This window comes from Microbacterium sp. MYb64 (genome assembly GCF_002979495.1).
Lineage (GTDB): Bacteria > Actinomycetota > Actinomycetes > Actinomycetales > Microbacteriaceae > Microbacterium > Microbacterium azadirachtae_A.
On sequence record NZ_PCOW01000024.1, the window covers coordinates 1 to 22,725 of the forward strand.

20 protein-coding genes are annotated in these 22,725 nt (G+C 69.6%); 9 read left to right on the forward strand and 11 right to left on the reverse strand.

The genetic code is table 11. From position 1 onward, the window contains the following. The coding region (locus tag CQ044_RS16735) for an NAD(P)H-dependent oxidoreductase (protein ID WP_105689563.1) at nucleotides 1–600 on the reverse strand (600 nt) is incomplete at its 3' end. A gap of 64 nt (nucleotides 601–664) precedes the next feature. Here CQ044_RS16735 and CQ044_RS16740 point away from each other — a divergent pair. Both CQ044_RS16740 and CQ044_RS16745 read left to right on the forward strand, forming a co-directional pair. Next, nucleotides 665–1,243, forward strand: coding sequence for a TetR/AcrR family transcriptional regulator (locus CQ044_RS16740; protein WP_105689564.1), 579 nt, complete (start codon nucleotides 665–667; stop codon nucleotides 1,241–1,243). Between the two features lie 194 nt (nucleotides 1,244–1,437). Further along, on the forward strand, nucleotides 1,438–3,513 hold the full coding sequence (locus tag CQ044_RS16745; RefSeq protein ID WP_219844991.1) for a DUF4407 domain-containing protein: 2,076 nt from the start codon (nucleotides 1,438–1,440) through the stop codon (nucleotides 3,511–3,513). Between the two features lie 223 nt (nucleotides 3,514–3,736). Here the strand turns inward: CQ044_RS16745 and CQ044_RS16750 are convergent, their stop codons facing one another. Genes CQ044_RS16750 through CQ044_RS16765 form a run of 4 tightly spaced genes read right to left on the reverse strand, consistent with a single transcriptional unit; the run spans nucleotide 3,737 to nucleotide 8,197 of the window. After that, nucleotides 3,737–4,630 carry a carbohydrate ABC transporter permease gene (locus CQ044_RS16750; RefSeq protein WP_258133354.1) on the reverse strand — a complete coding sequence of 298 codons (894 nt, stop codon included), beginning with the start codon at nucleotides 4,628–4,630 and terminating at the stop codon, nucleotides 3,737–3,739. Beyond that, nucleotides 4,627–5,607, reverse strand: coding sequence for a carbohydrate ABC transporter permease (locus tag CQ044_RS16755; protein ID WP_105689521.1), 981 nt, complete (start codon nucleotides 5,605–5,607; stop codon nucleotides 4,627–4,629). Before CQ044_RS16755 ends, CQ044_RS16750 begins: the two co-directional genes overlap by 4 nt. Nucleotides 5,608–5,611: 4 nt before the next feature. After that, nucleotides 5,612–6,925, reverse strand: a complete 1,314-nt coding sequence (locus CQ044_RS16760; protein WP_181158357.1) for a sugar ABC transporter substrate-binding protein — start codon at nucleotides 6,923–6,925, stop codon at nucleotides 5,612–5,614. A gap of 54 nt (nucleotides 6,926–6,979) precedes the next feature. Then, nucleotides 6,980–8,197: an aminotransferase class V-fold PLP-dependent enzyme gene (locus tag CQ044_RS16765; protein WP_105689522.1), complete on the reverse strand. Its 1,218-nt coding sequence runs from the start codon at nucleotides 8,195–8,197 to the stop codon at nucleotides 6,980–6,982. A gap of 176 nt (nucleotides 8,198–8,373) precedes the next feature. Between CQ044_RS16765 and CQ044_RS16770 the strand changes: the two genes are divergently transcribed. Together CQ044_RS16770 and CQ044_RS16775 are read left to right on the forward strand one after the other, a co-directional pair. Beyond that, nucleotides 8,374–9,051 carry a FadR/GntR family transcriptional regulator gene (locus tag CQ044_RS16770; protein ID WP_045270176.1) on the forward strand — a complete coding sequence of 226 codons (678 nt, stop codon included), beginning with the start codon at nucleotides 8,374–8,376 and terminating at the stop codon, nucleotides 9,049–9,051. 253 nt (nucleotides 9,052–9,304) lie between these two features. After that, entirely contained in the window at nucleotides 9,305–10,318 is a 1,014-nt protein-coding gene (locus tag CQ044_RS16775) for an aldo/keto reductase family protein (protein ID WP_045270181.1), read from the forward strand. 137 nt (nucleotides 10,319–10,455) lie between these two features. Here CQ044_RS16775 and CQ044_RS16780 read toward each other — a convergent pair whose 3' ends face one another. Next, a complete protein-coding gene (locus CQ044_RS16780) occupies nucleotides 10,456–10,968 on the reverse strand; it encodes a glycine cleavage system protein R (protein ID WP_105689523.1) in 513 nt (170 codons plus the stop codon). A 127-nt stretch (nucleotides 10,969–11,095) separates the two neighbouring features. Further along, the gene (locus CQ044_RS16785; RefSeq protein ID WP_105689524.1) at nucleotides 11,096–12,163 is read right to left on the reverse strand and encodes a PLP-dependent cysteine synthase family protein; all 1,068 of its coding nucleotides are present in this window, start codon (nucleotides 12,161–12,163) and stop codon (nucleotides 11,096–11,098) included. Nucleotides 12,164–12,321: 158 nt separating this feature from the next. Between CQ044_RS16785 and CQ044_RS16790 the strand changes: the two genes are divergently transcribed. Beyond that, a complete protein-coding gene (locus tag CQ044_RS16790) occupies nucleotides 12,322–13,836 on the forward strand; it encodes a sulfatase (protein WP_105689525.1) in 1,515 nt (504 codons plus the stop codon). A 3-nt stretch (nucleotides 13,837–13,839) separates the two neighbouring features. Here CQ044_RS16790 and CQ044_RS16795 read toward each other — a convergent pair whose 3' ends face one another. The 3 genes from CQ044_RS16795 to CQ044_RS16805 are packed head-to-tail and all read right to left on the reverse strand — an operon-like array spanning nucleotide 13,840 to nucleotide 17,378. Beyond that, nucleotides 13,840–15,249 (reverse strand): sulfatase, encoded by a 1,410-nt coding sequence (locus CQ044_RS16795; RefSeq protein WP_105689526.1) that lies wholly within the window; start codon nucleotides 15,247–15,249, stop codon nucleotides 13,840–13,842. Further along, entirely contained in the window at nucleotides 15,246–16,238 is a 993-nt protein-coding gene (locus CQ044_RS16800) for a Gfo/Idh/MocA family protein (RefSeq protein ID WP_105689527.1), read from the reverse strand. The genes CQ044_RS16795 and CQ044_RS16800 overlap by 4 nt, the downstream gene beginning before the upstream one ends. 9 nt (nucleotides 16,239–16,247) lie before the next feature. Then, nucleotides 16,248–17,378 carry a substrate-binding domain-containing protein gene (locus tag CQ044_RS16805; RefSeq protein ID WP_105689528.1) on the reverse strand — a complete coding sequence of 377 codons (1,131 nt, stop codon included), beginning with the start codon at nucleotides 17,376–17,378 and terminating at the stop codon, nucleotides 16,248–16,250. Between the two features lie 225 nt (nucleotides 17,379–17,603). Here CQ044_RS16805 and CQ044_RS16810 point away from each other — a divergent pair, with 225 nt between their 5' ends. From CQ044_RS16810 to CQ044_RS16820, 3 genes are read left to right on the forward strand one after another with little or no spacing between them, the layout of a single operon-like run. Further along, nucleotides 17,604–18,905, forward strand: coding sequence for an ABC transporter substrate-binding protein (locus tag CQ044_RS16810; protein ID WP_105689529.1), 1,302 nt, complete (start codon nucleotides 17,604–17,606; stop codon nucleotides 18,903–18,905). Continuing rightward, nucleotides 18,902–19,864 carry a carbohydrate ABC transporter permease gene (locus CQ044_RS16815; RefSeq protein ID WP_105689530.1) on the forward strand — a complete coding sequence of 321 codons (963 nt, stop codon included), beginning with the start codon at nucleotides 18,902–18,904 and terminating at the stop codon, nucleotides 19,862–19,864. Before CQ044_RS16810 ends, CQ044_RS16815 begins: the two co-directional genes overlap by 4 nt. Before the next feature lie 9 nt (nucleotides 19,865–19,873). Next, nucleotides 19,874–20,800 (forward strand): carbohydrate ABC transporter permease, encoded by a 927-nt coding sequence (locus tag CQ044_RS16820; protein WP_105689531.1) that lies wholly within the window; start codon nucleotides 19,874–19,876, stop codon nucleotides 20,798–20,800. A gap of 295 nt (nucleotides 20,801–21,095) precedes the next feature. Here CQ044_RS16820 and CQ044_RS16825 read toward each other — a convergent pair whose 3' ends face one another. Next, entirely contained in the window at nucleotides 21,096–21,632 is a 537-nt protein-coding gene (locus CQ044_RS16825) for a CGNR zinc finger domain-containing protein (protein WP_105689532.1), read from the reverse strand. A 39-nt stretch (nucleotides 21,633–21,671) separates the two neighbouring features. Here CQ044_RS16825 and CQ044_RS16830 point away from each other — a divergent pair, with 39 nt between their 5' ends. Then, nucleotides 21,672–22,652, forward strand: coding sequence for a DMT family transporter (locus tag CQ044_RS16830; protein WP_105689533.1), 981 nt, complete (start codon nucleotides 21,672–21,674; stop codon nucleotides 22,650–22,652). Nucleotides 22,653–22,725: the final 73 nt, after the last annotated feature.

Consider the following 22,725-nt stretch of genomic DNA (forward strand, 5'->3'; position numbering starts at 1 on the left):
GGGGGAGGCCTGTGCCGGGGGCGCGGTCTTCGCGTCGCGGGCGCCGTCCGCCGCACCGAGCCGCGCGGCGCGATCGAACCACGCCTCGATGCGCGCCGGAGAGGCATCCTTCACACCGAGCATCCGCGTGGTCCGCACGTCCCTGATTCCGCAGAACCGCATGGTCGCGCGCACGACGTGCGTCTGTCCCGGCAGGCCGGTGAGAGGGCGGAAATACCAGGGGGTGTCCGCAAGCAGCAGCAGCCGGCCGTGCGGCGCGGTCAGCAGCCCCTCGGGGAGTCCGGAGGGGCGGTACCGGTACTCCTGCTGGGGCAGCAGGCTCCTGTCGAAGAAGCCCTTGAGCAGCGCGGGAACGGATCCCCACCACAGCGGCGTCGCGACGACGACCGTCTGGGCGGCGTGCAGGGCCTCCCGCGCCTCGACGAGGTCGGGTTCGAGCGTCATGCGCTCGCGGTAGCCGTAGCGCAGGATCGGGTCGAAAGCGAGATCGCGCAGAGCGAGCACGCGCGCATCTCCGTGCGCCTCGGCGTATCGCCGGGCGAGCGCGGCGGTGAGGGAACGGGCGTCGGGGTGGCCGTCGATGACGAGGGCGGCGGACATGCGATCTCCAATCTGGACACTGTCAACTAGGTGGACACTGTCAAGATAGGAGAGGATGTTGCTCGTGTCAAGTTCACGTTCCGGGTATCACCACGGCGATCTCGCGCATGCGCTCGAGGACGCGGCGATGCAGCTGCTCGCGGAGAAGCCCGCGAAGGAGATCAGCCTGCGCGAGGTCGCGCGCGCCGCGAACGTGAGCCACAACGCGCCGTATCACCACTTCGCCGACCGGAACGGCCTGATCAAGGCGATCGCCGAGCGCAGCATGGCGGATCTGCTCGCGCATGTGCGGGCAGCGATCGCCGCGAGCCCCGACCCGAGAGCGGCGCTGCGGAACGGCGGCGGCGCCTACATCCGCTTCGCGGTCGAGCACCCGAACGCCTTCGAGGCGATCTACGATCCGACCGTGTGCGTGCCGGGATCGCCCACGGCGACGATGGCGCCGCTCATCGCCGGTCTTGAGGAGGCGCTGGGGGAGGCCGCGCTCGCCGCAGGGCTGGACCGCGCCACGGACGCCGTGGGCTTCTGGGGGCTCGTGCACGGGCTCGGCATGCTTTCCGCCGCCGGGCATTTCCCGGTCGAGGTCGCGCTCCTCGGATACGAGAGCGCGGTCGATCGGATGCTGCCTCACGCCTCCGTCTGACCCCCCCGCGGAACCCACTTCCTCCGCCTTCGACCCCCTCCATCTCCGAGTCGTCCCCGTCAGCGGACCCCCTAGCGTCCGCTGACGGGGACGACGCGAAGGTGGGGGGTCCATAGCCGGTACCTCGGATCCGCCCGGCCTGCGCCCAGGGTTCGCCCACCGCTCTTACAGGCGGGTTTTCGTACGGTTGAGGGATGTCCTATTCCGCCCACCGCCCTGGCCGCATGGATTCCCAGGGCCGGATCGCCTTCGACGTCGATGGACAGCCCGACCCCGCGAACCCCGCCGACCCGACCGCCGAGGATCCGTTCATCTTCGTGCGCGACTACACGCCGACCGGATCCGATCCCGCCGCCGAGACCGCTCCGATCGAGCCGGTCGCCCCGCCGCGCCCGCCCGTGCCGGCGCCCGCACCGGAGCCGGAGCAAATGCCAGAACCCGAGCCCGAGCCTCGCATCGAGGACCTTCTCGCCGCGGCCGATGAGCCCGCCGCGCCGCAGGCCCCGGAGCCCACAGCCATCGTCGAGCCCGCTCCAGTCGTCGCCGCACCCGCACCGGCCGCCGCCCGGCCCCCGAAACAGCCCAGGCCCCCGAGACAGCCGAAGACCCCGCGCGAGCCCCGCCCGCAGGGCTGGTTCTGGCGCCGGCTGGCGATCCTCGGCGGCGCCGACGGCACGATCCTCGACCGCGTCCCCACCGAGCAGCCGCGCTTCGTGCAGATGTTCTTCGTGCTGGCGGGCACCGCGCTGGTGTCCGCGCTCTCGATGCTGTTCGCCCTCACCACGGGCGTGCAGGTGCTGGTCTGGCTGGCCGTGCCGCTCGCGATCGTCTGGGCGCTGCTGATCTTCAACCTCGACCGCTTCCTCACCTCGACGATGCGCTCGACCCGCAACATCTGGCGTCTGCTGGGTCTCGCGGTCCCGCGTGTGCTGATGGCCGCGATCATCGGGTTCGTCGTGGCCGAGCCGATCGTGCTGCAGGCGTTCCACAACGACATCGCCCGTGAGGTGACCGCGACCAACCTGGTGCAGGCGCAGTCCGACCAGAAGGCCGTGACCAGCGGCCCGGAGAAGAAGGCGCTCGACGCGGCCTCCGCCCGCCTCGCCGACCTGCAGAACCAGGCCTCGACCGGCATCGTGAAGGGCACGTCCAGCGACTCCGCCTCGCAGAAGGCGGCGCAGGACACGGTCACCAAGATCACCGGTCAGATGACGGATCAGCAGAAGGTCATCGACCAGGCCCGTGCGCTGTACCAGTGCGAGCTCACCGGGCAGGGCGCCGGCACGGTGCCGGGCTGCACCGGCGTGCAGGGGGACGGCGCGAGTTCGACCGCGGCGAAGTCGCAGCTCGACCAGGCGCAGCAGACCTACGACGCGCTCGCCGCGCAGCTGCGCCAGGCCAACACCGACCTCGAGTCCGCGGACAGCTCGTCGAAGACGGCGACCTCGGCCACCGAGGCGCAGAACCGTCAGCAGGCGAAGGACCAGATTCCCACCGCCGAGCAGGCGTACAAGACCGCGCTCGACGCGTACAACGCGCGGGCCGCGTCCGTGGCGGGCACGAACGCGGGTGCGGTGGGCCTGCTCAGCCAGATCTCGGCGCTCGACCGCCTCTCCGCGAAGGAGCCCGTGCTGGGCTTCGCGCACTGGCTGATCGCCGCGCTGTTCTTCATGATCGAGCTGCTGCCGGTCATCGTGAAGGTGCTGACCAGCTGGGGAGAGCCCTCGCTCTACGAGAAGGCCGAGGCGATCGCGAAGCAGGTCGAGCTCGACCGCGTCACGTCGAAGGGCTACCGCGACCGCGCCGCGATCATCGCCGAAGAGGCGAAGCACCGCGCCTTCGCCGACGCGCACGAGGCTGAGACGGCCGCCGCGGCGTCGGATCCGGCTCCCGCGTCGGCGACGGCCCCCGTTCCGGTGAGCACGCCGGATCCCGCGACCGCGCCTACGACCGCCCTCCCCGTGGTCACGGCCGAGGCCGCGCCGACGGCCGCGCTGCCGGCGGTCACGGCCGAGACCGCTCCGGTCGCCCCCGCCCCGCCGGCGCACACCGCTCCGGCCCCGCCCGCGCCGTCCGGTGCGCCCTCGTGGCCGGTGCCCGCGCACCCCGGTGTCGGATCCGCGCACCCGGCTCCCGCCTCCGCGCACCCGGCTCCCGCCTCCGGGCACCCGGCTCCGTCCTCGGCGCACCCGGCTCCGTCCTCGGCGCACCCGGTGGCGCCCGCCCCGCAGCCGGCGCCGCCCGCCGTGCCCGACGCCGCCCGCGTCTGACGCCTGTCCCGCGCGCCATCCGTCATTCCTCCCGACGGATGGCGCGCAGACGTCTGTCGACCTCGTTCCCGTCGCAGAATCTGTCGTTCTGACGGCGCTTGAGCGGCAGAAATCGCGACGTGAACACCTGGATCCGACGAGAATCGCGACCGGAACCGGGAAACCGGAACCGGGAATCCGGAACCGGGAAACCAGAACCGGGATCGCGGCGGGTCGAGCCGGCCTACTCCTTGACGGATCCCGCCGTGAGGCCGGCCACGATCCAGCGGCTGGCCACGGCGAAGAGCACCATGGTCGGCAGGATCGTGAGCACCGCGGCGGCCGACATCGAGCCCCAGTCCACGTTGAACGTGGAGATGAAGCTGTTCAGCGCGGCGGGGATCGTGCGGTTCTCCTCGGACTGCATGAGCACGACCGACAGGAACAGCTCGTTCCAGCAGTTCACGAAGTTGAAGATGAACGCGGCGATGATCCCGGGGGTCATCACCGGCACCAGGATCCGGAACAGCGCGCCGAGCCGGGAGCAGCCGTCGATCATCGCCGACTCTTCGAGCGCATCGGGCACGTTCTCGAAGAACCCGCGCAGCATCACCGTCGAGAACGGGATGCACACGGCGACGTAGACGAGGATCAGGCCGGGCTTGCTGTCCACCAGGCCCAGATCGGTCATCATCGTGTAGAGCGGGCCGAGCGCGATGAACGCGGGGATCATCTGGGTCAGCAGGAACGCGATGAGCACCGCGCCCTTGCCGCGGAACTCGAACCGCGAGATCACGTAGGAGCTGAGCAGCGCGATGAGCGTCGACGTCGCGCCCGCGATGAGGGCGACCACCGCCGAGTTCGCCAGGAAGACCCCGAAGTTCGAGTCCGAGAACAGCTTGGCGTAGTTCTGCACCGAGGGTTCTGAGGGCCAGTACTCGATCGGGAAGCGGTTCACGGTCTGCGGCGACTTGAACGACGTCAGCACGATCCAGTACAGCGGGAAGAGCGTGATCAGCAGCCAGAGCGCGAGCCCGACCACCTTGATGACGCCGCCCACGGTGACCCGGGAGCGGGAGGAGCGCGCCGGGCGCGAGGAGCCCGCGCGTCCGGTCGTGAGGGTCATGGTGGCGCTCATCGGCTGGCCTTCCGCATTGCGAAGAGGTAGAACGCGCAGAACACGAACAGCACCGCGACGACGATGAGGCCGATCGCGCTCGCCGTGCCGTAGTTGCCCTGCTGCGTGAAGTTGATCATCCAGGTCGTGATGATGTGCGTCCGGTTCGCCGGACCTCCGCCCGTCATCGCCCAGATGATGTCGGGGAAGTTGAAGATCCAGATCACGCGCAGCAGCACGGTGAGGAACAGGGTCGTGGAGATGTACGGGATCACGATCGAGAAGAGCTGGCGCGCCTTGCCTGCACCGTCCAGGCTCGCCGCCTCCAGGACTTCCTCCGGCACGGACTGCAGGGCGGCGAGGATCATGATCGCGAAGAACGTCACGCCGTACCAGATGTTCGCGACGATCACCGCGAACATCGCGAGCTTCGGATCCGCGAGCCACGGCAGCGGCGCCGAGATCAGATGCGCCTTCATGAGCAGGTCGTTGATCACGCCGAACTCGGCGTTGAACATCCAGCGGAACAGCATCCCGATGAGGAATCCGGACACGGCCCAGGGGAAGAACACGAGCGCCTGGTAGACGCCGCGGAAGCGGAATCGCTGGCGCAGGGCGAGGGCGATGAGGAAGCCGATCACGAATTGCGGGACCAGGGATCCGATCACCCACAGCACGGTGTTGCCCGCGACGGTCGGGAAGACTGGGTCGGAGAGGACCTTGACGAAGTTGTCGAAGCCGACGAACGGTGTCGAGGTGAGATCCCAGAGGTTGTAGTCCAGGAACGCCATGCGCGCGCCCTGGAGCATCGGCAGGTACGTGAACCAGCACACGAACACGATCGCGGGCGCGAGGAAGGCGAGGATCGTGAGCGCGTGCCGCGCGCGGAACGTGGTGCGGCGGCGCCCTGCGCCCGTGGGGGCGGGCTGTGGCCGCGCGGGCCGAGCGGCCCGGCCGGAAGAACCGGCCGGGCGCTCGGTGGCGGAGGTCGAGGTCACGACATCAGCCCTTCTTGTACTTGTCAGTCCAGTACTGGTCCCACGAGGTGAGCAGTTCCTTGGTGGTCATGTTGCCGAGCAGCACGCTCTGCACGTCCTGGTCGGACTTCTGGATCCACTCGGTCCACCATGCGACGCCTCGGGGCTGCTGCACGTTGACGTAGGTGTCGGGGTGCTCGGTCATGGTGACGTAGCTCGTCCAGGGCCCGGTCGAGTAGAACGGGTCCTTGGCCGCGGCCGCGATGATCGGCACCAGGCTGTTCTTCTGCGCGAACGTGGTCGCGGGCTTCGCCGAGGACAGGTACTCGACCAGCTTGACCGCCGCGTCCTTGTGGGCGCTCGACTGCGCGACGCCCCAGCCGGCGACGGCGAGGGGCTGCGCGGCCTTGCCGCTCGGGCCGGTGAGCAGCGGCGCGGTGTTCCACTGGTCCTGCTTCAGGCTGGACGCGGAGACGGTCGCGATGACCTCCGGGTCCTGCAGCAGGAAGGCCGTGGTGCCGTTCGTGAAGCCCGCCACCATCTCCGGGTAGCCCCAGGAGACGGCCGACGGCGGGGAGGCCTTCTTGAACAGCGCGAAGTAGTCGTCGACGCCCTTCTGCGCGTCGGGCGAGGAGAAGATCGTCTTGCCGTCCTTGAGCAGGAACGCGTTCGAGGTGTCGAGGTCGTCGATCGTGTACGCCTCGATCGCGGCGACGACGTTCGAGTTGGCGTTCTTGCCCCCGCGGAACGCGTAGCCGTACTGGTTCTTCTCCGGATCCTGGATCTTCGACGCCTGGTCGAGCAGGTCCTTCCAGGACTTGGGTGGCCCGTCGAAGCCCGCGGACTTCACGAGATCCGTGCGGTAGAAGAGCGAGAGGCCGTAGAAGCCGTAGGGGACGAACCAGGTCTTGCCGTCGGAGACGCCGGCCTTCTTGGCGTTGTCGGTGAGCGCGCTCCAGCCGTCCCAGCTCTTCAGATCCGCGGTCATGTCGTACAGCCAGTGGTTGTTCGCGAACGGGCCGACCGTGATGTCGCGGGTCTCCAGCACGTCGATGCCCTTGCCGGACTGCAGCATCTGCTGGATCGTGGTGTCGGCCTGCTCGGTGGGCGGCGAGACCAGCTTGACGGTGATGTTCGGGTTGGCCTTCTGGAAGTCGTCGAGCAGGCCGCGGATGAGCTTGGTGCGGTCCGGGTTCGTCAGGCTCTCCACCATCTGGAGGGTGACCTTGCCGTCGGCGGATCCGCTTCCGCTCGATGCTCCGCCGGAACAGGCGCTGAGTGCGAGGACGGCGACGATGCCGACCCCGGCGATCGAGGCGAGTCGGGTGCGCTTCACCATGGGGCTTCCTTTCATTGGGTGTTGCAGGGATGGTGCAGGTGGGGGAGGTGCGCGTCAGCGCCCGGCGAGTTCGAGGATCCGCGGCACGCAGCGCTCGGCGAACGCCTCGAAGTCGGCGGCCTCGTTGTACAGGTGCGCCGAGAGGCGGAAGTAGCCGGCGCCGGCGAAGCTCGTGAAGGCGGTCTCCACGCCGACCTCGTCGAACAGGCGCATGCGCAGGTCGTCGGCCTCCTCGCGGGTGCGGCCGATGCCGAGCGGCAGCCGGATCAGGCGCATGGAGGGGACCGGCATGGGCAGGTCGACGAGCGCCGGCTCGTCGGCGGCGCGCTCGAAGGCCTCCGCGATGATCCTGGCGCCGGCGTCCGCGATCTCGGCGACCGTGTCGCGCGTGCGGTCCCAGCCGTGCTCGCGCTCGATGAACGCGATCGCGGCGGGGGTGGCGAGGTAGGTCGTGGCGTCGATCGTGCCCTGCGTGTCGAAGCGCGCGGGGTATGCCTCCGTCGCGGCCCAGGAGTCGATGAGCGGCCAGAGTTCGTCGCGGTCGGGCGCCTGCGTCACGAGCAGGGCGGATCCGCGGGGGGCGCACGGCCACTTGTGCATGTTGCCGAACCACCAGTCCCCGCCCCCTGCGACCGCGGCGTCCCGGATCAGACCGGGGGCGTGGGCGCCGTCCACGAGCACGCGCACGCCGTGCTCGTGTGCGAGCGCGGTGATCTCGGCGGTGGGGAAGCGCCGACCCGTGGAGGACGTGATCTGGTCGAGGACGATGAGCCTCGTGCGCGGGCCGAGCTCTTCGGCGAACCGGGCGACGACGGTGTCGGCGTCGTCCAGCAGGCCGAGGGCGACCGTGCGCAGACGAGCGCCGAAGCGGCGGGCGAGCCGGGCCGCGCCCATGGTCACGGCTCCGTAGCCGTGGTCCGTGACGAGGATCTCGTCGTCGTGATCCAACTGCAGGGCGTTGTAGACGACCGTGGCCGCGGCGGAGGCGTTCGGCACGAAGGCGGTGTCGGCGGCGTCGGCTCCCACGAACGGCGCGACTTCGGCGCGGGCCGCCTCGACCTTTTCCGCGATCCGGGGGAACCAGCCGACCGGGCTGAGGTCGGCCTCTCGGCGCAACGCGTCCTGCAGGGCGACGACCTCGCTCGGGACGGCGCCGAAGGATCCGTGATTCAGGTGCACGATCCGGGGATCGAGCGGCCAGGCGTCACGGGCCCTGTCGTACGAGAGGAGCGGCACCGGGGCGATGCGGGCGGCCGTGCGGGGGTCGTCCATGGGGGTCTCATCCTTGAGGGCTTAGAGGGGAACAATTCAACTTGTCGCACAACTTTGGCACAGAAGCACCGTCTGGGCCAGCGAATGACGACTTTGGGCCCAAAGTCGTCCGACGACTATTCTCAAACCCGGCGGTGCTCCACACTCGTGAGAGGACTCGCCCAGGGAGGGAAACCATGAGCGCACTCGAGACCGCGCTGCACGGGTTGCGTGCGCTCGTCGCAGACGGGGAGCTCCGCCCCGGCGACAAGCTGCCCAGCGAGGGCGAGCTGTGCGAACAGCTCGGAGTGTCCCGCGGCTCGGTCCGCGAGGCGATCCGGATGCTCGCCGCCCTCGGCGTGCTGGAGACCCGGCACGGATCGGGCAGTTACGTGAGCACGCTGCGGCCCGCCGACCTCATCCGCGGTCTCTCCCTGACGGTCGACGTGCTGCCGCTGGACGCGATCCTCGAACTCGTCGAGATCCGCCGTCCGCTGGAGGCGCACGCGGCGTCGATCGCGGCGGCGCGCGCCGATGACGACATGCTCGCGGAGCTGGCCGAGCTCGTCGAGCGGATCGCCGACAGCCCCGATCACGACGAGGAATCCCGGCTGGATCATGAGTTCCACATGCGCATCGCGGAGCTCGCCGGCAACGCCGCCCTCACGAGCCTCCTCGAGGTCCTGCGCTCGCGCACCCGGCAGTATCGGATCTTCGACGACGCCGACGCCGCGCAGCTCAAGGTCCTCTCCGACGCCGGTCACCGCGCGATCGCCCGAGGTCTGGTCGCGCGCGACCCGGCCGCGGCGTCGGCGGCTGCGGCCGGGCACGTCGCGCAGACCGAGTACTGGCTGCGCAAGCAGATGGCGGAGTGACGGTCCCCGCCCCGGCCGTGGCGCTGGCTCCGGCTTCCGGCCGTGGCGCAGGCCCCGGCTGCCGCCCTCGCCGTGGCCCCGGTTCCGGCTGCCGCCCTCGCCGTGGCCCCGGTTCCGGCTGCCGCCCCAACCGCTCCCGTCGCGAAAGCTGCCGGAATATCCGCCGGAAAGCGGCAGGAGATGCGACGGGAACGTCTGTGTCCGGATGACGGATCCGGATCCCGACGTCGTCCGGCGCACCTACGCTGGATCCATGGTCAACTACCGATACCTGGGCAACAGCGGTCTGAAGGTCTCCGAGATCACGTACGGCAACTGGGTCACGCACGCCTCGCAGGTCGAGGACGCCGCCGCGGTCAAGACGGTGCACGCCGCTCTCGACGCCGGCATCACGACGTTCGACACGGCCGACACCTACGCGAACACGGCCGCGGAGGTCGTGCTCGGCAAGGCCCTCGAGGGTCAGCGCCGCGAGAGCCTCGAGATCTTCACCAAGGTCTACTTCCCGACCGGCCCCAAGGGACCGAACGACACCGGCCTCAGCCGCAAGCACATCCTCGAGTCGATCAACGGATCCCTGAAGCGCCTCGGCACCGACTACGTCGACCTGTACCAGGCGCACCGCTTCGACCACGAGACTCCGCTCGAGGAGACGTTCCAGGCGTTCGCCGACGTCGTCCGACAGGGCAAGGCGCTCTACATCGGCGTCTCCGAGTGGACCGCCGAGCAGCTCCGCGAGGGCCACGCCCTGGCGAAGCAGCTGGGTGTGCAGCTCATCTCGAACCAGCCGCAGTACTCGATGCTGCACCGCGTGATCGAGGGCAAGGTCGTGCCGGCGTCGGAGGAGCTGGGGATCTCGCAGATCGTCTGGTCGCCGATGGCGCAGGGTGTGCTGAGCGGCAAGTACCTGCCCGGCCAGCCGGTGCCGGAGGGCTCTCGCGCGACGGATCCGCACTCCGGCGCGCACTTCATCCAGCGGCTTCTGCAGGACGACATCCTCACCGCCGTGCAGCGGCTGAAGCCCATCGCGGCGGATGCGGGTCTGACGATGCCGCAGCTCGCGATCGCGTGGGTGCTGCAGAACAAGAACGTGGCGGCCGCCCTCGTCGGCGCGTCCCGCCCGGAGCAGCTGGCCGACACGGTCAAGGCGTCCGGCGTGGTGCTCGACGCCGACACGCTGTCCGCGATCGACGCGGCTCTGGCCGGCGTCGTGAACGACGACCCCCAGGACACCTACGAGGTCTCGCCGAAGCAGCGCCTGGTCTGAACTGGGCCTGGTCTGAACCCGGGCCTGGTCTGAACTGGGCCCTCCTGACCGCGAGACTCCATCTCCGCGACGAGACTGCACGCCTGAGCTGCAGTCTCGTCGCCCAGGTGGAGTCTCGCGGTTTTGTGTAGGGCGGGTCAGGCGACCGTGATGTCGACCTGCAGGTCGTGAGCGATTTGCTCGAGAGCCGCGCGCAGGGCCTCCGGATCCGCATCCGCGGGCACGCGTGCGACGACCGATGCCTCGAACAGGCGTCCGCCCGCCATCGCCGCGTCGCGCGTCTCGGTGGTCATGCTCTCGATGCTCAGGGCGTGCGCGTTGAGCACGCCGGAGATCTCGCGCACGATGCCGGGCCGATCGTTGCCGAGCACCTGGATCGACACCTCCTGCGCGGCCTCCGTCGCATCCGCCGCCCCGGATCCGGGGTGCACCGCGACCGTGAGCAGTCCGTCGAGTCCGTGCAACGACGCGCGCAGTTCCTCGACCCGCTCGACGGGCACCGACACCTGGATCACGCCGGCGAATGTGCCGGCGAGCTCCGCGAGCCGACTGTTCTCCCAGTTGCCGCCGTGCTCGTCGACGATGTGCGCGACGGTCGCGACGAGGCCGGGACGGTCGGATCCGACGACGGTGAGGATGAGCGTGGTCATGCCGCCAGCGTAGCGACCGGGGTCGGCGCGGTCACGCCCGGATCGCGGTCACGCTGGATCGCGGTCGCGCGCCGATCCGGTCGGCCCGGAACGTCGCACGGGCGGTCCGGCGGTCCGGGCGGCGCCCTCAGTCCTCGATCCACTCCCCGGTCGCGAGGAAGTGCTCCATGCGCGCGCGATGCGGGGCAAGGTCCCACTTCTGGGCGGTGACCCAATCGTCGGAGTAGTAGGTGTCGAGGTAGCGGGCGCCGCCGTCGCAGATGAGGGTGACCACGCTGCCGCGCTCGCCGGCCCGGAGCATCCGGGCGATGAGCTGGAAGGCGCCGACGAGGTTCGTCCCGGTGGATCCACCGGCCCAGTGCAGCGTGCGCTGCTTCAGCAGCCGGATCGCGGCGACCGAGGCGGCGTCGGGGACGGGGATCATCTCGTCGATGACGCCCGGCACGAATGAAGGCTCGACGCGAGGCCGCCCGATGCCCTCGATCCGGCTCGGGGTGCCGGTCGTGAACGACGGATCCCCGTTGCGCCAGCCGCCGTAGAAGGCCGAGCCCTCTGGATCCACCACCGCGATGCGGGTGTCGTGACAGCGGTAGCGCACGTAGCGGCCGAAGGTGGCGCTCGTGCCGCCGGTGCCCGCGCCGACGACGATCCAGCTCGGGATCGGATGCCGCTCGCGGCGCAGCTGGCTGAAGACGCTCTCGGCGATGTTGTTGTTGCCACGCCAGTCGGTCGCGCGCTCGGCGTAGGTGAACTGGTCGAGGTAGTGCCCGCCGCACTCGGAGGCGAGCCGCTCGGCCTCGGCGTACATGGCCGCTCCGGAGTCGACGAAGTGACAGCGCCCGCCGTAGAACTCGATGAGGTCGATCTTCTCCTGGCTGGTCGAGCGCGGCACGACCGTCACGAACGGCAGGCCCAGCATCCGCGCGAAGTACGCCTCGGACACGGCCGTGGATCCGCTCGACGCCTCGACCAGCGTCGTGCCCTCGTGGATGCGCCCGTTGACCAGCCCGTACAGGATCAGCGACCGGGCGAGCCGGTGCTTGAGGGATCCGGTCGGGTGCACCGATTCGTCCTTGAGGTAGAGGTCGATGCCCCACTCGGCCGGCAGCGGGAACACGTGCAGGTGGGTGTCGGCGCTGCGGTTCCCGTCCGCCTCGAGCAGGGCGATGGCGGATCCGGTCCAGTCGGAGGTCATGTCACGAGGGTAGCCGGGCCGTCCGACGCGAGTAGTCCTCCTGGTTCCGAGTCGTCCCCGTGAGCGGAGGCTATGGGGTGCGCTCACGGGGACGACCCGGACGTGGGGTGCGCCACCTTCCGAGTCGTCCCCGAGAGCGGAGGCTGTGGGGTGCGCTCATGGGGACGACTCGGAAGGTGGGCGAGCGGGCGGGGCGGGAGAGGTGCGCCGAGGGAAAGGGTGTTGATTCCTCTTGCCGCCGTCCCGTTGACTGGCCGCGATCCCGAACGCCTGGAGGCCGCGTGCCGCATCGTCCCAACATCCTCGTCGTCATGGCCGATCAGTTCCGCGCGGCTTCGCTCGGCGCCGTCGGATCCGATCCGGTGCGGACACCGCATCTCGATCGGCTCGCGGCCGAGGGGATCCTGGTGCGCCAGGCTGTGAGCTCCTATCCGGTGTGCAGTCCGCACCGTGCGATGTTCCTCACCGGCATGAGGCCCGAGGTGAACGGGGTGACGCTGAACGTCAACTCCGAGACTGCGCAGGACGGGGTGGGGCTTCGGGACGGTCTGCCGACCTGGGCGAGCGAGTTGCGCGCGCACGGCTGGCGCACCGGCTACATCGGCAAGTGGCACCTCGAGCCGCCGGTCGCCGATGACGAGCGGTTCGGGGAGGGGCGCCGCGACGACGGCAAGGTGTGGGACGCGTGGTCGCCGCCGGCCCGGCGCTTCGGCTTCGACTTCTGGTACTCCTACGGGGCCGCGGACCGTCACCTCGCCCCGCACTACTGGACCACGGAAGCCGGGCGGGACCAGCGCATCGACGTCGAGCAGTGGTCGGCCGAACACGAGACGGACGTCGCGCTGGGCTACCTCGCGGCGGGTGGGTCGGAGCCGTTCGCGTTGATGGTGTCGCTGAACCCGCCGCATCAGCCCTTCGATCAGGTGCCGGAACGGTATCGCGCCGCGTACACCGATCTCGACGAGCGGACCCTGCTCAACCGACCCAACGTGCCGCACGGCACCGCGGTCGCCGCCGAGGCCGCAACGATCGCCCGGGACTACTTCGCCGCGATCACCGGCGTCGACGAGCAGGTCGGACGCCTGGCCGCCGCCGTGGCCGCGCTCGACGACGACCGCCCGACGGTGATCCTGTTCACCTCCGACCACGGGATGCAGCTCGGCAGCCACGGTCTGCTGTACAAGAACGTGGCTTACGAGGAGTCCATGCGACTGCCGCTCATCGTGCACGCGCCCGGTCTCGTGCCCGCCGGATCCTCCGAAGCCGTGGTCGACTCGCTCGACTTCGCACCCACGATCCTGGGGCTCGCGGGCGTCTCGACGACGGATCCGCGGATGGTCGGCCGCGACCGTGCCGAGGCCCTGCGCGGCCGCGAGATCCCCGCCGCGGACGACGCGACGCTCTACCTCCGGCACGCCTCCCGGACGGATCCGAGCAGCGCGCGCGGATGGCGCACCCCCGAGGGCAAGCTCGTGGCGACCTGGAACCCCGGGGGCAGCCTGGGCCTGCAGTTCTTCGACCTCGTCGCGGATCCGTTCGAGCTGCGGAGCGTGCCGGACGCCCCCGCTGCCCGCTGCTTCGCCGCCGCGCTCATCGCTGAGCTCGCGGAGGCGGGGGATGCCTGGGAGGGCCGTACCGCGCTGCTGGCGGCGTACCCTGCCGTCACCACCTGAGGATCAGGCGCCGTCCCAGCCGGGCGCGGCGAACGCGCCCAGCGGATCGTCGTTCAGGGGGCGGGTCTGACCGGCGCCGAACACCGGCAGCCCCTGGCCGTCCAGGTCGGGGACCGCGTGCTCCACGAACCACGCCCGCATCCGGCCCCGCAGCGCCGCGACCTCGTCGGCGCGCGCCGGATCCCCGACGAGGTTGCGCCGCTCGCCGGGATCCGCGGCGAGGTCGTAGAACTCGTGCGGACCGTACGGATGCCGGTGCACGTACTTGCGCTCTGAGGTGCGGATCATCCGCACCGGCCCGTACTCGCTGTGCACGACGACGGGCCGCTCGGGCTCGGTCGCAACCTCACCGTGCAGCGCCCTGGCGAAGCTGCGGCCGGGCCCCTCCTCGAACGGCGCCGGATCCAGTCCGAGCAGATCGAGCAGCGTCGCCGACAGGTCGTAGGCGCTCAGCAGCTCGTCGCGCACGGCACCGGACGGCAGGAGCCCGGGAGCCGCGATGACGAACGGGACCATGACCGACTCGTCGTACATGTTCATCGGGAAGGTGCCGTTGCCCTTGCCCCAGAAGCCGTGCTGGCCGCAGTTGAAGCCGTTGTCGCTGAGGAACACGACGATCGTGTCGTCCTCGATGCCGTGCACGCGGAGGCGTTCGAGCACCCGACCGATCGCGGCGTCCATCGCCGTGACGGCCGCGAAGTAGCCGATCAGCGCCTCGCGGGCGTCGGCCTCGCCGCCGATCGGAGCGCCGTCGAGGGTCTGCAGCCACTCGTGCGGTTGCTCCTGCGGGCAGGTGTCGAATGCGCAGTCCTGGTACATATCCGTGAACTCGTCGGGATGCTGCCCGGCGAACGGCTTGTGCGGGGCAGTGAAATTGAGCGCCAGGAAGAACGGGGCGTCGTGATCCTGCTCGGCATCGATGAAGCCGGCTGCATCGTCGGCGATGACGTCGGTGAGATAGCCGGTGACGTGCTCGGGCTCGCCGTCGCGGTACATGATGGCGTCGCGGTACGGACTGCCGCCGCCGTGCAGGGCGTACCAGTGCACGAAGCCGCGCCGCGGCATGTCGCTCGCTCCCAGGTGCCACTTGCCGCTCAGCCCGAGCCGGTAGCCGGCGTCGGCGAGTGCGTCCGTCAGCGTCGGCAGGCCCCGCAGGTGGTCGCGGCTGCCCGCCCCCGCGTGTGCACCGTCGAGGTAGTCGTGCACGCCGTGCGCGGAGGGGATCCGGCCGGTGAGCAGCGAGGCCCGGGCGGGGGAGCACACAGGCGAGGCGCAGAAGAAGCGGTCGAGGCGGACGCCGCGGTCGGCGAGACCGTCGAGCACCGGGGTGCGGATCTCATGGTTGCCGGCGGCGCCGAGCGCCCACGGACCCTGATCGTCGCTCACGATCAGGACGAGGTTCTTCCGGCTCATGCGATCGCGCCCGCCCGGGAGAACGACACGCTCGCGCCGTCCGCAGCCGACCGGTACGCCGCGTGCACCAGCTCCACCACATGCCGGGCGTGCGCGAGCGGCACGGTGGGGGCGCCGCCCGCGACGACCGCCGCGAGGTCGGCGAGCTGTGCCGTGAAGGCTTGCTGGATCCCCGCGGGGTCGACGGCGTGCTCGATGCGGGATCGCCCGTCGGCGTGCACGACCGTGCCCCGGTGCGGGTCGACCTCGATCACGCCCCGTTCGCACACGATCGTCATGCTGTCGCCCCGCGTGGCAGGGTCGCTGATGACTGAGATCGTCACCCCCACGCCGTTGTCGAGGCGCAGCTGCATGTTGCCGTCGGTCTCGACCAGGGATCCGAAGCGGTTCGCCGTGTCGGCCAGCATCTCGACCGCTCGGCCTCCGCCCAGCCAAAGCGATCGATCCAGGCAATGACCGCCGATGTTGATCAGCGCGCCGCCGCCGGCGATCTCGGGGGAGAAGAACCACGCCGAACGGGATCCGGGCCGGTAATCGGTGCTGCGGTTGTCGCGGATCAAACGGACCTCGCCGAGCTCGCCCGACGCGATCACGCGAGCGGCCGCCACCTTCTCGGGGAGGAAATGCTGGATGTGCCCCACGGTCAAGGCGACGCCGGCGGTCCGGCACGCCGCGATCATCCGGTCGCAGTCGGCGACGCTCGTGGCCATCGGCTTCTCGACCAACATATGCGCACCTGCGCTCGCCGCATCCTCGGCGATCGGCAGGTGCAGCGCGTGCGGAGTGTTCACTATGACCGCGTCGACGACGCCGGCGTCCAGCATCCGGCGATGATCGGTGAACACGGCGGCTCTCGTGCCGGCCGTGGCACGCCGGGCGGCCTGCTCGTCGATGTCGCAGACCGCGGTCAGCTCGATCCCGTCCAGCACGGATGCTGCCGTGATGTGGAAAGGGGCGACCGCTCCGGCTCCGATCAATCCGATGCGCACGTGTTCTCCTCAGTGTTCGTCGTGTCGGTCGCCCGTGCCGCAGGATCGGCGGATCACGATGCGCGGGCGGAGTCTGATCTGGTGCAGCGGGCACTCGTCGCCCTCGACGAGGCGACGCAGCATGACGTCGGCCGCCATCCGGCCGATGCGGTACTTCGGCGGGGCAACCGCGGTCAGCGGGACCTCGGCCAGGTCGGCGAACTCGTCGTCGTACGAGACCAGGGCGAGACCGTCGGGCACGCGGACACCGCCGCGGCGTGCGGCGCCCTCGAGCATGGCTGCCTCACGATCGCCGAACACGAGCGCCGCGGTCGCCTCGAAGGCGCGCAGCGCACGGAACGCGGTCTCGGCGGAGTCGGCCTCCCAGTCGGTCTTCGCCTGCGAGAACTCCAGCTCCGGGGTGAGCCCGAGGTCGGCGATCGCGCTGCGATACCCCTGTACGACCCCGAACTCGGTGACCGTGCGCGAACGCGTGAGCAGCGCGATGCGGGTGTGCCCGAGGCGGGCGAGGTGCGCGACCGCGTCGTATGCGCCGCCGGCGTGGTCCGAGCAGACGTGCTCCGTGGTGTCGGCGGGGCCGATGCCGTGCAGGCTGCGCTCCACGAGCACGACCGGCACCGGCAGCGCCATGAGCTCCCGAGAACGGGCGAGCGGGTCCTCGATCCCGGTGAGGGTGGGTGCGAGCAGGAGCCCGTCGACGTCGGCGTCGAGGAGCGACGCGATGGACTCGTCCTCGCGCTCGGGCTGGTAGCGATAGGTGGCCAGCTGCAGGGAGGCGCCGGCCGCGGACAGCGACTCGTCGATGCCCTGCAGCACCCGCGGATAGTAGAGCTGGGTGTCGGGCAGCAGCACCCCGATCCGGCGTCGGGCGCGCTCCTCGCGCGGTCGGGCATGGGCGACGAAGCTGCCCGCGCCCTGCCGTCGCACGACGATCCGCTCGGCGACGAGCTCGTCGAACGCGCGCCGCACAGTGGTCAGCGACAACCCGCTCTCTTTGGCCAGCTCCTGCTCGGTCGGGAGCTTCTGCCCCGCGGTCCAGGTGCCGGCGAGGATGCCGCGGCGCAGCTGATCGGCGAGGATCTCGAACTTCAATCCCCGCGATTCCGCATCGCGCACAGGCGCCCCGCGCTTTCCGGCCATCACGATCCCTCCGTCGTACTTCTCTGATTCTGTTCCCCGGAAAGTGAGGAATAAAGACGTATTAGGCGATTCCTTGCGTGCTGATGAGGGTACTTCGTCGGACAGGTCCGACCATCGGGGAGTAATGGAGAGACAAATTCACGATTACTCCTTGAATGCTTCTTTCGGGTGGGGCGAGAGTCGTGCGACACAGGCGACGATGCCTCTCAGACGGAAGGAAATCCGATGGCGAAGATCCGAAAGCTCTCAGCCCTCGCTCTGATCGGCGCGCTCGCGCTCTCCGCCGCCGGATGCGCATCCGGTGCGGGTGGTGGGTCGAACTCGGGGGGAACGCTCACGTACTGGTCGATGTGGAAGGAGGGCGAGGCGCAGCAGAAGGTGCTCGCCACCGCGATCGCCGACTTCACCAAGGAGACCGGCATCAAGGTCACCGTGCAGTGGCAGGGGCGGGACAGCGTGAAGAAAGTCGTCCCGACGCTGAACACCAACAATGTCCCCGACCTCATCGACAGCTCGTTCGCCAAGCTCGCCCCCGTCCTCGCGACGAGCGGGCAGGCGAAGGAGCTGACCGCCGCATACGGTGGCGACGTCGACGGCAAGAAGGTCTCCGCCTTGATCCCCGAGGCCTATCTGGCCGACACCGACATCATCCGCAAGGGCGACAAGTCGCCGTGGATGCTTCCGTACACGCTCACCAGCGATGCCATCTGGTTCAACGCCGAGACGCACCCCGAACTCGCGTCGGCTCCGCCGAAGGACTGGAACGACTTCGTCGCGGAGCTCGACACGCTCAAAGCCGCGAACCAGGTGCCGCTCGCGATCGATGGCGACGTCTCCGGCTACAACGCCTACTGGTACACGTCGGCGCTCGTGCACATCGCCGGTCCCGGAGCGATGAAGAAGATCGCCGAGGACAAGACCGGCAAGGCGTGGGAGGGATCCGACGCCGTCAAGGCGGCGACGATGGTGCAGCAGCTCGTGGACGGCGGGTACTTCATCTCCGGCTACAACGCGAGCAAGTGGCCGGCGCAGCAGCAGTCCTGGGCCGACAACAAGGCCGCACTGCTGTACAACGGCACCTGGATCCCCACCGAGACGGCCTCGTACGCGGCGAGCGGCTTCCAGTACTCGTCGTTCCCGTTCCCGACGGTCGACGGCGGCAAACAGGTCTCGCGTGCCGACTTCATCGGGTTCGCGGTGCCGGCCAAGGCCAAGAACGCCGAGAACGCTCAGAAATTCGCCGCGTTCTTCCTGAAGAAGAAGTACCAGGACGCGCTCGGCACGGACGCGAAGATCCTGCCGATTCGCGCGGACGCGACCATCAGTCCTGAGGTCGCGTCGGTGAAGAAGGCGCTGGACACGGCGGACGGTTTCTACGTGCAGAACGATGGGATCGCCTTCCCCGGCTACGCCGAGAAGCTGCTCTATCCGACCATCGACCAGCTCGTGCAGGGCAAGCTCTCCGCGACCGACTTCATCGCCGCGATGAAGTCGGGACAGGCCGACTACTGGAAGCAGAACTCATGACCCAGACGGCAGCGATGCCCGGGGTGTCCGCCGGCCGGGGCGCGCGTCGCGCGCCCCGCGTCGGCGGCAACGCCATCGACAACGCGCGCAAGAGGCTCTTCGTCCCCTTCGTGGGCCCGGCCCTCCTGTTCTACTCGGTGCTGTTCGTCGGTCCGTCGGTCTACGCGATCTGGATCAGCTTCCACAAGTGGGCGGGCGCGGGGCCGATGGAGTTCGTCGGCGTCGGCAACTACGTGAAGCTGTTCGGGGACAAGCTGTTCCTGCAGTCGTTCGGCAACACGCTGCTGCTGCTGTTCGTGGTCGGCATCGCCGTCTTCGTGGTCTCGTTCGGCCTCACCCTGGTGCTGCGCGACATGGTCGGACGCAAGATCGCCCGTTCCGTGATCTTCTTCCCGCATCTCGTGAACGCCATGATCTTCGGCGTGCTCGCCGGGTTCGTGCTGAACCCCGGCGGGCTCGTGAACACGCTCCTGGGCTGGGCCGGCGTGACGGATCCACCGGCCTGGCTCGCGACGGAGAACCTGTTCCCGCTGATCATGGTGATGCTCACCTGGATCACCACCGGCTATTACACGACCATCCTGATGGCCGGCGTCGACCGGATCCCGCCCTACTACTACGAGGACTGCGCCCTCGCCGGCGCGAACGCGTTCCAGCGGCTGCGCTACGTGATCCTGCCGCTGACCTGGGACGTGTTCGGCACCTGCGCGGTGCTCTGGACGATCTCCTCGGTGAAGATCTTCGAGATCATCTGGATCTTCGGCGGCTCCACCGGCCAGGGGATCCCGCCCACGCGCACCTGGAGCACGGCCGTCTACACATACGTGACGGCGTTCTCCGGGGAGTCCATCCCCGCATACGGCATGGCCAGCGCCAGTGCGATCCTGTCGCTCGCCCTGGTGTCCGTGCTCGTCGTCCTGCTGCGCCGCGTGATGAAGCGCGACGCGATCGAGATCTAGGAGTCCCTGATGACCTCTGCCCTGCTGCTCCGGGAGGAGACCAGCACCCGTGCGGTCGTGACCGGCCGATCCGACCGACCGCGTCGCCGGGGCGCGGCGATCGGGCGCGAGCGCGGCGTGCTGCGCGGGATCGGGCTGGTGCTGCTGTGGGCCTTCGTCGCCCTGAACATCGCCTGGATGGTCTGGATGGTGATCCAGGCGTTCCGCGACACCCGTTCGATCCTGAGCGACCCCTGGGGGATGCCCACGTCGCTCGACCCCGTGAACTTCGTCACCGCCTGGACCGCGGGCGATTTCGCCACGGCGACGCTCAACAGCGTCAGCACCACCCTGGTCTCCTCGTTCGTGACGGTCGCGATCGCGGCGCCTGCCGCCTACTACCTCGGCCGCGTGGAGAACCGATTCACGAACGCGCTCACGATGTACTTCGTACTCGGGCTGGGGATCCCGGTGCAGGTGATCCTCATCCCGCTGTTCGTGATGCTCAACGAGGTGTATCTGACCGACAGTCTGATCGGCCTCAACATCGTCTACGTCGGCGTCTCCATGCCATTCACCGTGTTCCTGCTCATCGCATTCTTCCGCTCCCTCCCCCAGGAGCTCGAAGAGGCCGCCGCGCTGGACGGGACCTCCGCCTTCGGCACCTTCTGGCGGATCACGCTGCCGCTCGCGAAGGGCGGCATCCTGACTGCGTTCGTGCTGCAGGTCATCTCGCACTGGAACGAGACGCTGCTGGCGCTCACACTGCTGCAGTCGACGGACAAGTACACCCTGCCGGTGGCGCTGATCTCGTTCATTCAACAGCAGACCTACTCCGGTGCCGACTGGGGTGGACTGTTCGCCGGCCTGTGCATCGTGGTGCTGCCTATGCTCGCGATCTACCTGTGGCTGGGCCGCCGTCTCACCGAGGGGCTCACGCTCGGCATGGGCAAGTAGCAGCGCGGGCGGCTCTGCTTCTCGAGGAGTCCCGGTGGGATGCGCTGACGGGGACGACCCGGAACTGGAGTGGAGTGGGGTGCGCTCGCGGGGACGACCCGGACAGGGGTGCTCCCACAATGCGGTCGTCCCCGTCAGCGGACGCCCTGGGGTGCGCTCGCGGGGACGACCCGGATGTGGGGTGCTCCCGCAACAGAGTCGTCCCCGCCAGTGGACGCTATGGGGTGCGCTGACGGGGACGACCCGGAACTGGAGTCGGGCGCGGAACCGGGAGCGGAGCGAGCTGAGCCGCGGGCTACGCCTCGGCGCGACGGGCGCGGTAGGCGGCGACGGCGTTGCGGTTGGCGCAGACCGTGGAGCAGTAGCGCTTGGAGCGGTTGCGGGAGAGGTCGAGCGCGAGGGCTTCGCAGGTGTCGTCGGCGCAGACCGAGATCCGGGATCCCTCCTCGGCGCGGATCACGTCGATCAGCGCCATCGCCGTCTCCACGATCACGCGCTCGGGCAGCGGGTGATCGTCGGCGACCGCGTGCAGGTGCCAGTCCAGCGGGCCGTGCCGGGCGAGGCGGGGTGTCAGGGAGATGCCGGCGAGCGCCTCGTTGACGGCGACGGCCATGTCGTCGCGCGGCGCGAGCAGCATCGTGCGCAGCTGTGAGCGGATCCCTCGCAGTCCCGCCAGCTCGGCCTCGTCGCGATCGAGCCGTCCGGTGTAGCCGAACTGCCCCAGGAACTCCGCCTCATCGCTCAGAGAGGTGAGCGTGTCGGGATCCTCTGCCGAGTTCACGAGCCACACGGCGGCCCGGAGGGTCTCCTCGGTGTCATCGGTGAAGATCATGTTGACACCTTACATCCTCGCCGAGTAGCGTCACATGTCATGAGCACAGTGGCGAATGACACGCGCGCCGTCGGCATGCGTTCCGGACTGGTCTTCGCCCTCGGCGCGGCGCTCTCCTTCGGGATGAGCGGAGCTTGGGCCCGCGGTCTCATGGACGCGGGGTGGAGCCCCGGTGCCGCCGTCACGGTCCGCATGTGGGTCGCCGCGCTCGTCCTGCTCGTGCCGACGCTGCTCGCGCTGCGCGGCCGCTGGGGGATCGTCCGGAAGCGCGCCGGGATGATCGTCGTGTACGGGCTGCTCGCGGTCACGGCTGCGCAGCTGTGCTTCTTCCAGGCCGTCGCCGTCATGGACGTCGGCCTCGCGCTCCTCATCGAATACACGGCGCCGATCGCGGTCGTGCTCTGGCTCTGGCTCCGGCGCGGGGAGCGCCCCGGCGTGCGAGGCATGATCGGCGCCGTCGTCGCATTCATCGGACTCGTGTTCATGCTGGAGATCTTCACCGGCTCCCGGATCGACCCGGTGGGAGTCCTGTGGGCGCTCGGCGCGATGGTGGGCGCCGCGACCTACTTCCTGCTCTCCGGGCGCAGCGACACCGGGCTGCCGCCGATCGCCCTCGCCGGACTCGGCCTGCTGATCGGGTCGATCGGCCTGACCGTCGCCGGCGCGACCGGGATCCTGCCGATGGCCTGGAACACCCACGACGTCGCCTACCGGTTCGGAACGCTGCCGTGGTTCGTGCCGGTGCTCGCGGTCGGGGTGATCGCGACGGCGCTCGCCTACGTGCTCGGCATCGTGTCGACGCGGAGGCTGGGATCGCGCTTCGCGTCCTTCGTGGCGCTCTCCGAGGTGATCGCTGCGCTGCTGTTCGGCTGGCTGTTCCTCGGGCAGCTGCCCGATCTGCTGCAGGCGTTCGGAGGCGCGCTCGTGCTCGTCGGCGTGGTGCTGGTGAAGCTCGGGGAGCCCGTCGTCGACGAGGTGGATCCCGATGCGGTTCCGGAGCCGGCCGGGGTTCTCGGCTGACTTATGTATACGAAATAGCGCGCATCTAGGAAAGCAGCGCCGATCAGTCGCCTTTGTGTATACACTGGCGTCA

Bases quoted from the DNA above. Each gene is read 5' to 3' on its own strand.
- CQ044_RS16745 (WP_219844991.1), top strand. From the start codon at position 1,438: ATGTCCTATTCCGCCCACCGCCCTGGCCGCATGGATTCCCAGGGCCGG.
- CQ044_RS16775 (WP_045270181.1), top strand. From the start codon at position 9,305: ATGGTCAACTACCGATACCTGGGCAACAGCGGTCTGAAGGTCTCCGAG.
- CQ044_RS16765 (WP_105689522.1), bottom strand. From the start codon at position 8,197: ATGGACGACCCCCGCACGGCCGCCCGCATCGCCCCGGTGCCGCTCCTC.
- CQ044_RS16770 (WP_045270176.1), top strand. From the start codon at position 8,374: ATGAGCGCACTCGAGACCGCGCTGCACGGGTTGCGTGCGCTCGTCGCA.
- CQ044_RS16805 (WP_105689528.1), bottom strand. From the start codon at position 17,378: ATGGCCGGAAAGCGCGGGGCGCCTGTGCGCGATGCGGAATCGCGGGGA.
- CQ044_RS16795 (WP_105689526.1), bottom strand. From the start codon at position 15,249: ATGAGCCGGAAGAACCTCGTCCTGATCGTGAGCGACGATCAGGGTCCG.
- CQ044_RS16825 (WP_105689532.1), bottom strand. From the start codon at position 21,632: ATGATCTTCACCGATGACACCGAGGAGACCCTCCGGGCCGCCGTGTGG.
- CQ044_RS16815 (WP_105689530.1), top strand. From the start codon at position 18,902: ATGACCCAGACGGCAGCGATGCCCGGGGTGTCCGCCGGCCGGGGCGCG.
- CQ044_RS16785 (WP_105689524.1), bottom strand. From the start codon at position 12,163: ATGACCTCCGACTGGACCGGATCCGCCATCGCCCTGCTCGAGGCGGAC.
- CQ044_RS16810 (WP_105689529.1), top strand. From the start codon at position 17,604: ATGGCGAAGATCCGAAAGCTCTCAGCCCTCGCTCTGATCGGCGCGCTC.
- CQ044_RS16780 (WP_105689523.1), bottom strand. From the start codon at position 10,968: ATGACCACGCTCATCCTCACCGTCGTCGGATCCGACCGTCCCGGCCTC.
- CQ044_RS16750 (WP_258133354.1), bottom strand. From the start codon at position 4,630: ATGAGCGCCACCATGACCCTCACGACCGGACGCGCGGGCTCCTCGCGC.
- CQ044_RS16830 (WP_105689533.1), top strand. From the start codon at position 21,672: ATGAGCACAGTGGCGAATGACACGCGCGCCGTCGGCATGCGTTCCGGA.
- CQ044_RS16760 (WP_181158357.1), bottom strand. From the start codon at position 6,925: ATGGTGAAGCGCACCCGACTCGCCTCGATCGCCGGGGTCGGCATCGTC.
- CQ044_RS16820 (WP_105689531.1), top strand. From the start codon at position 19,874: ATGACCTCTGCCCTGCTGCTCCGGGAGGAGACCAGCACCCGTGCGGTC.
- CQ044_RS16790 (WP_105689525.1), top strand. From the start codon at position 12,322: ATGGGGACGACTCGGAAGGTGGGCGAGCGGGCGGGGCGGGAGAGGTGC.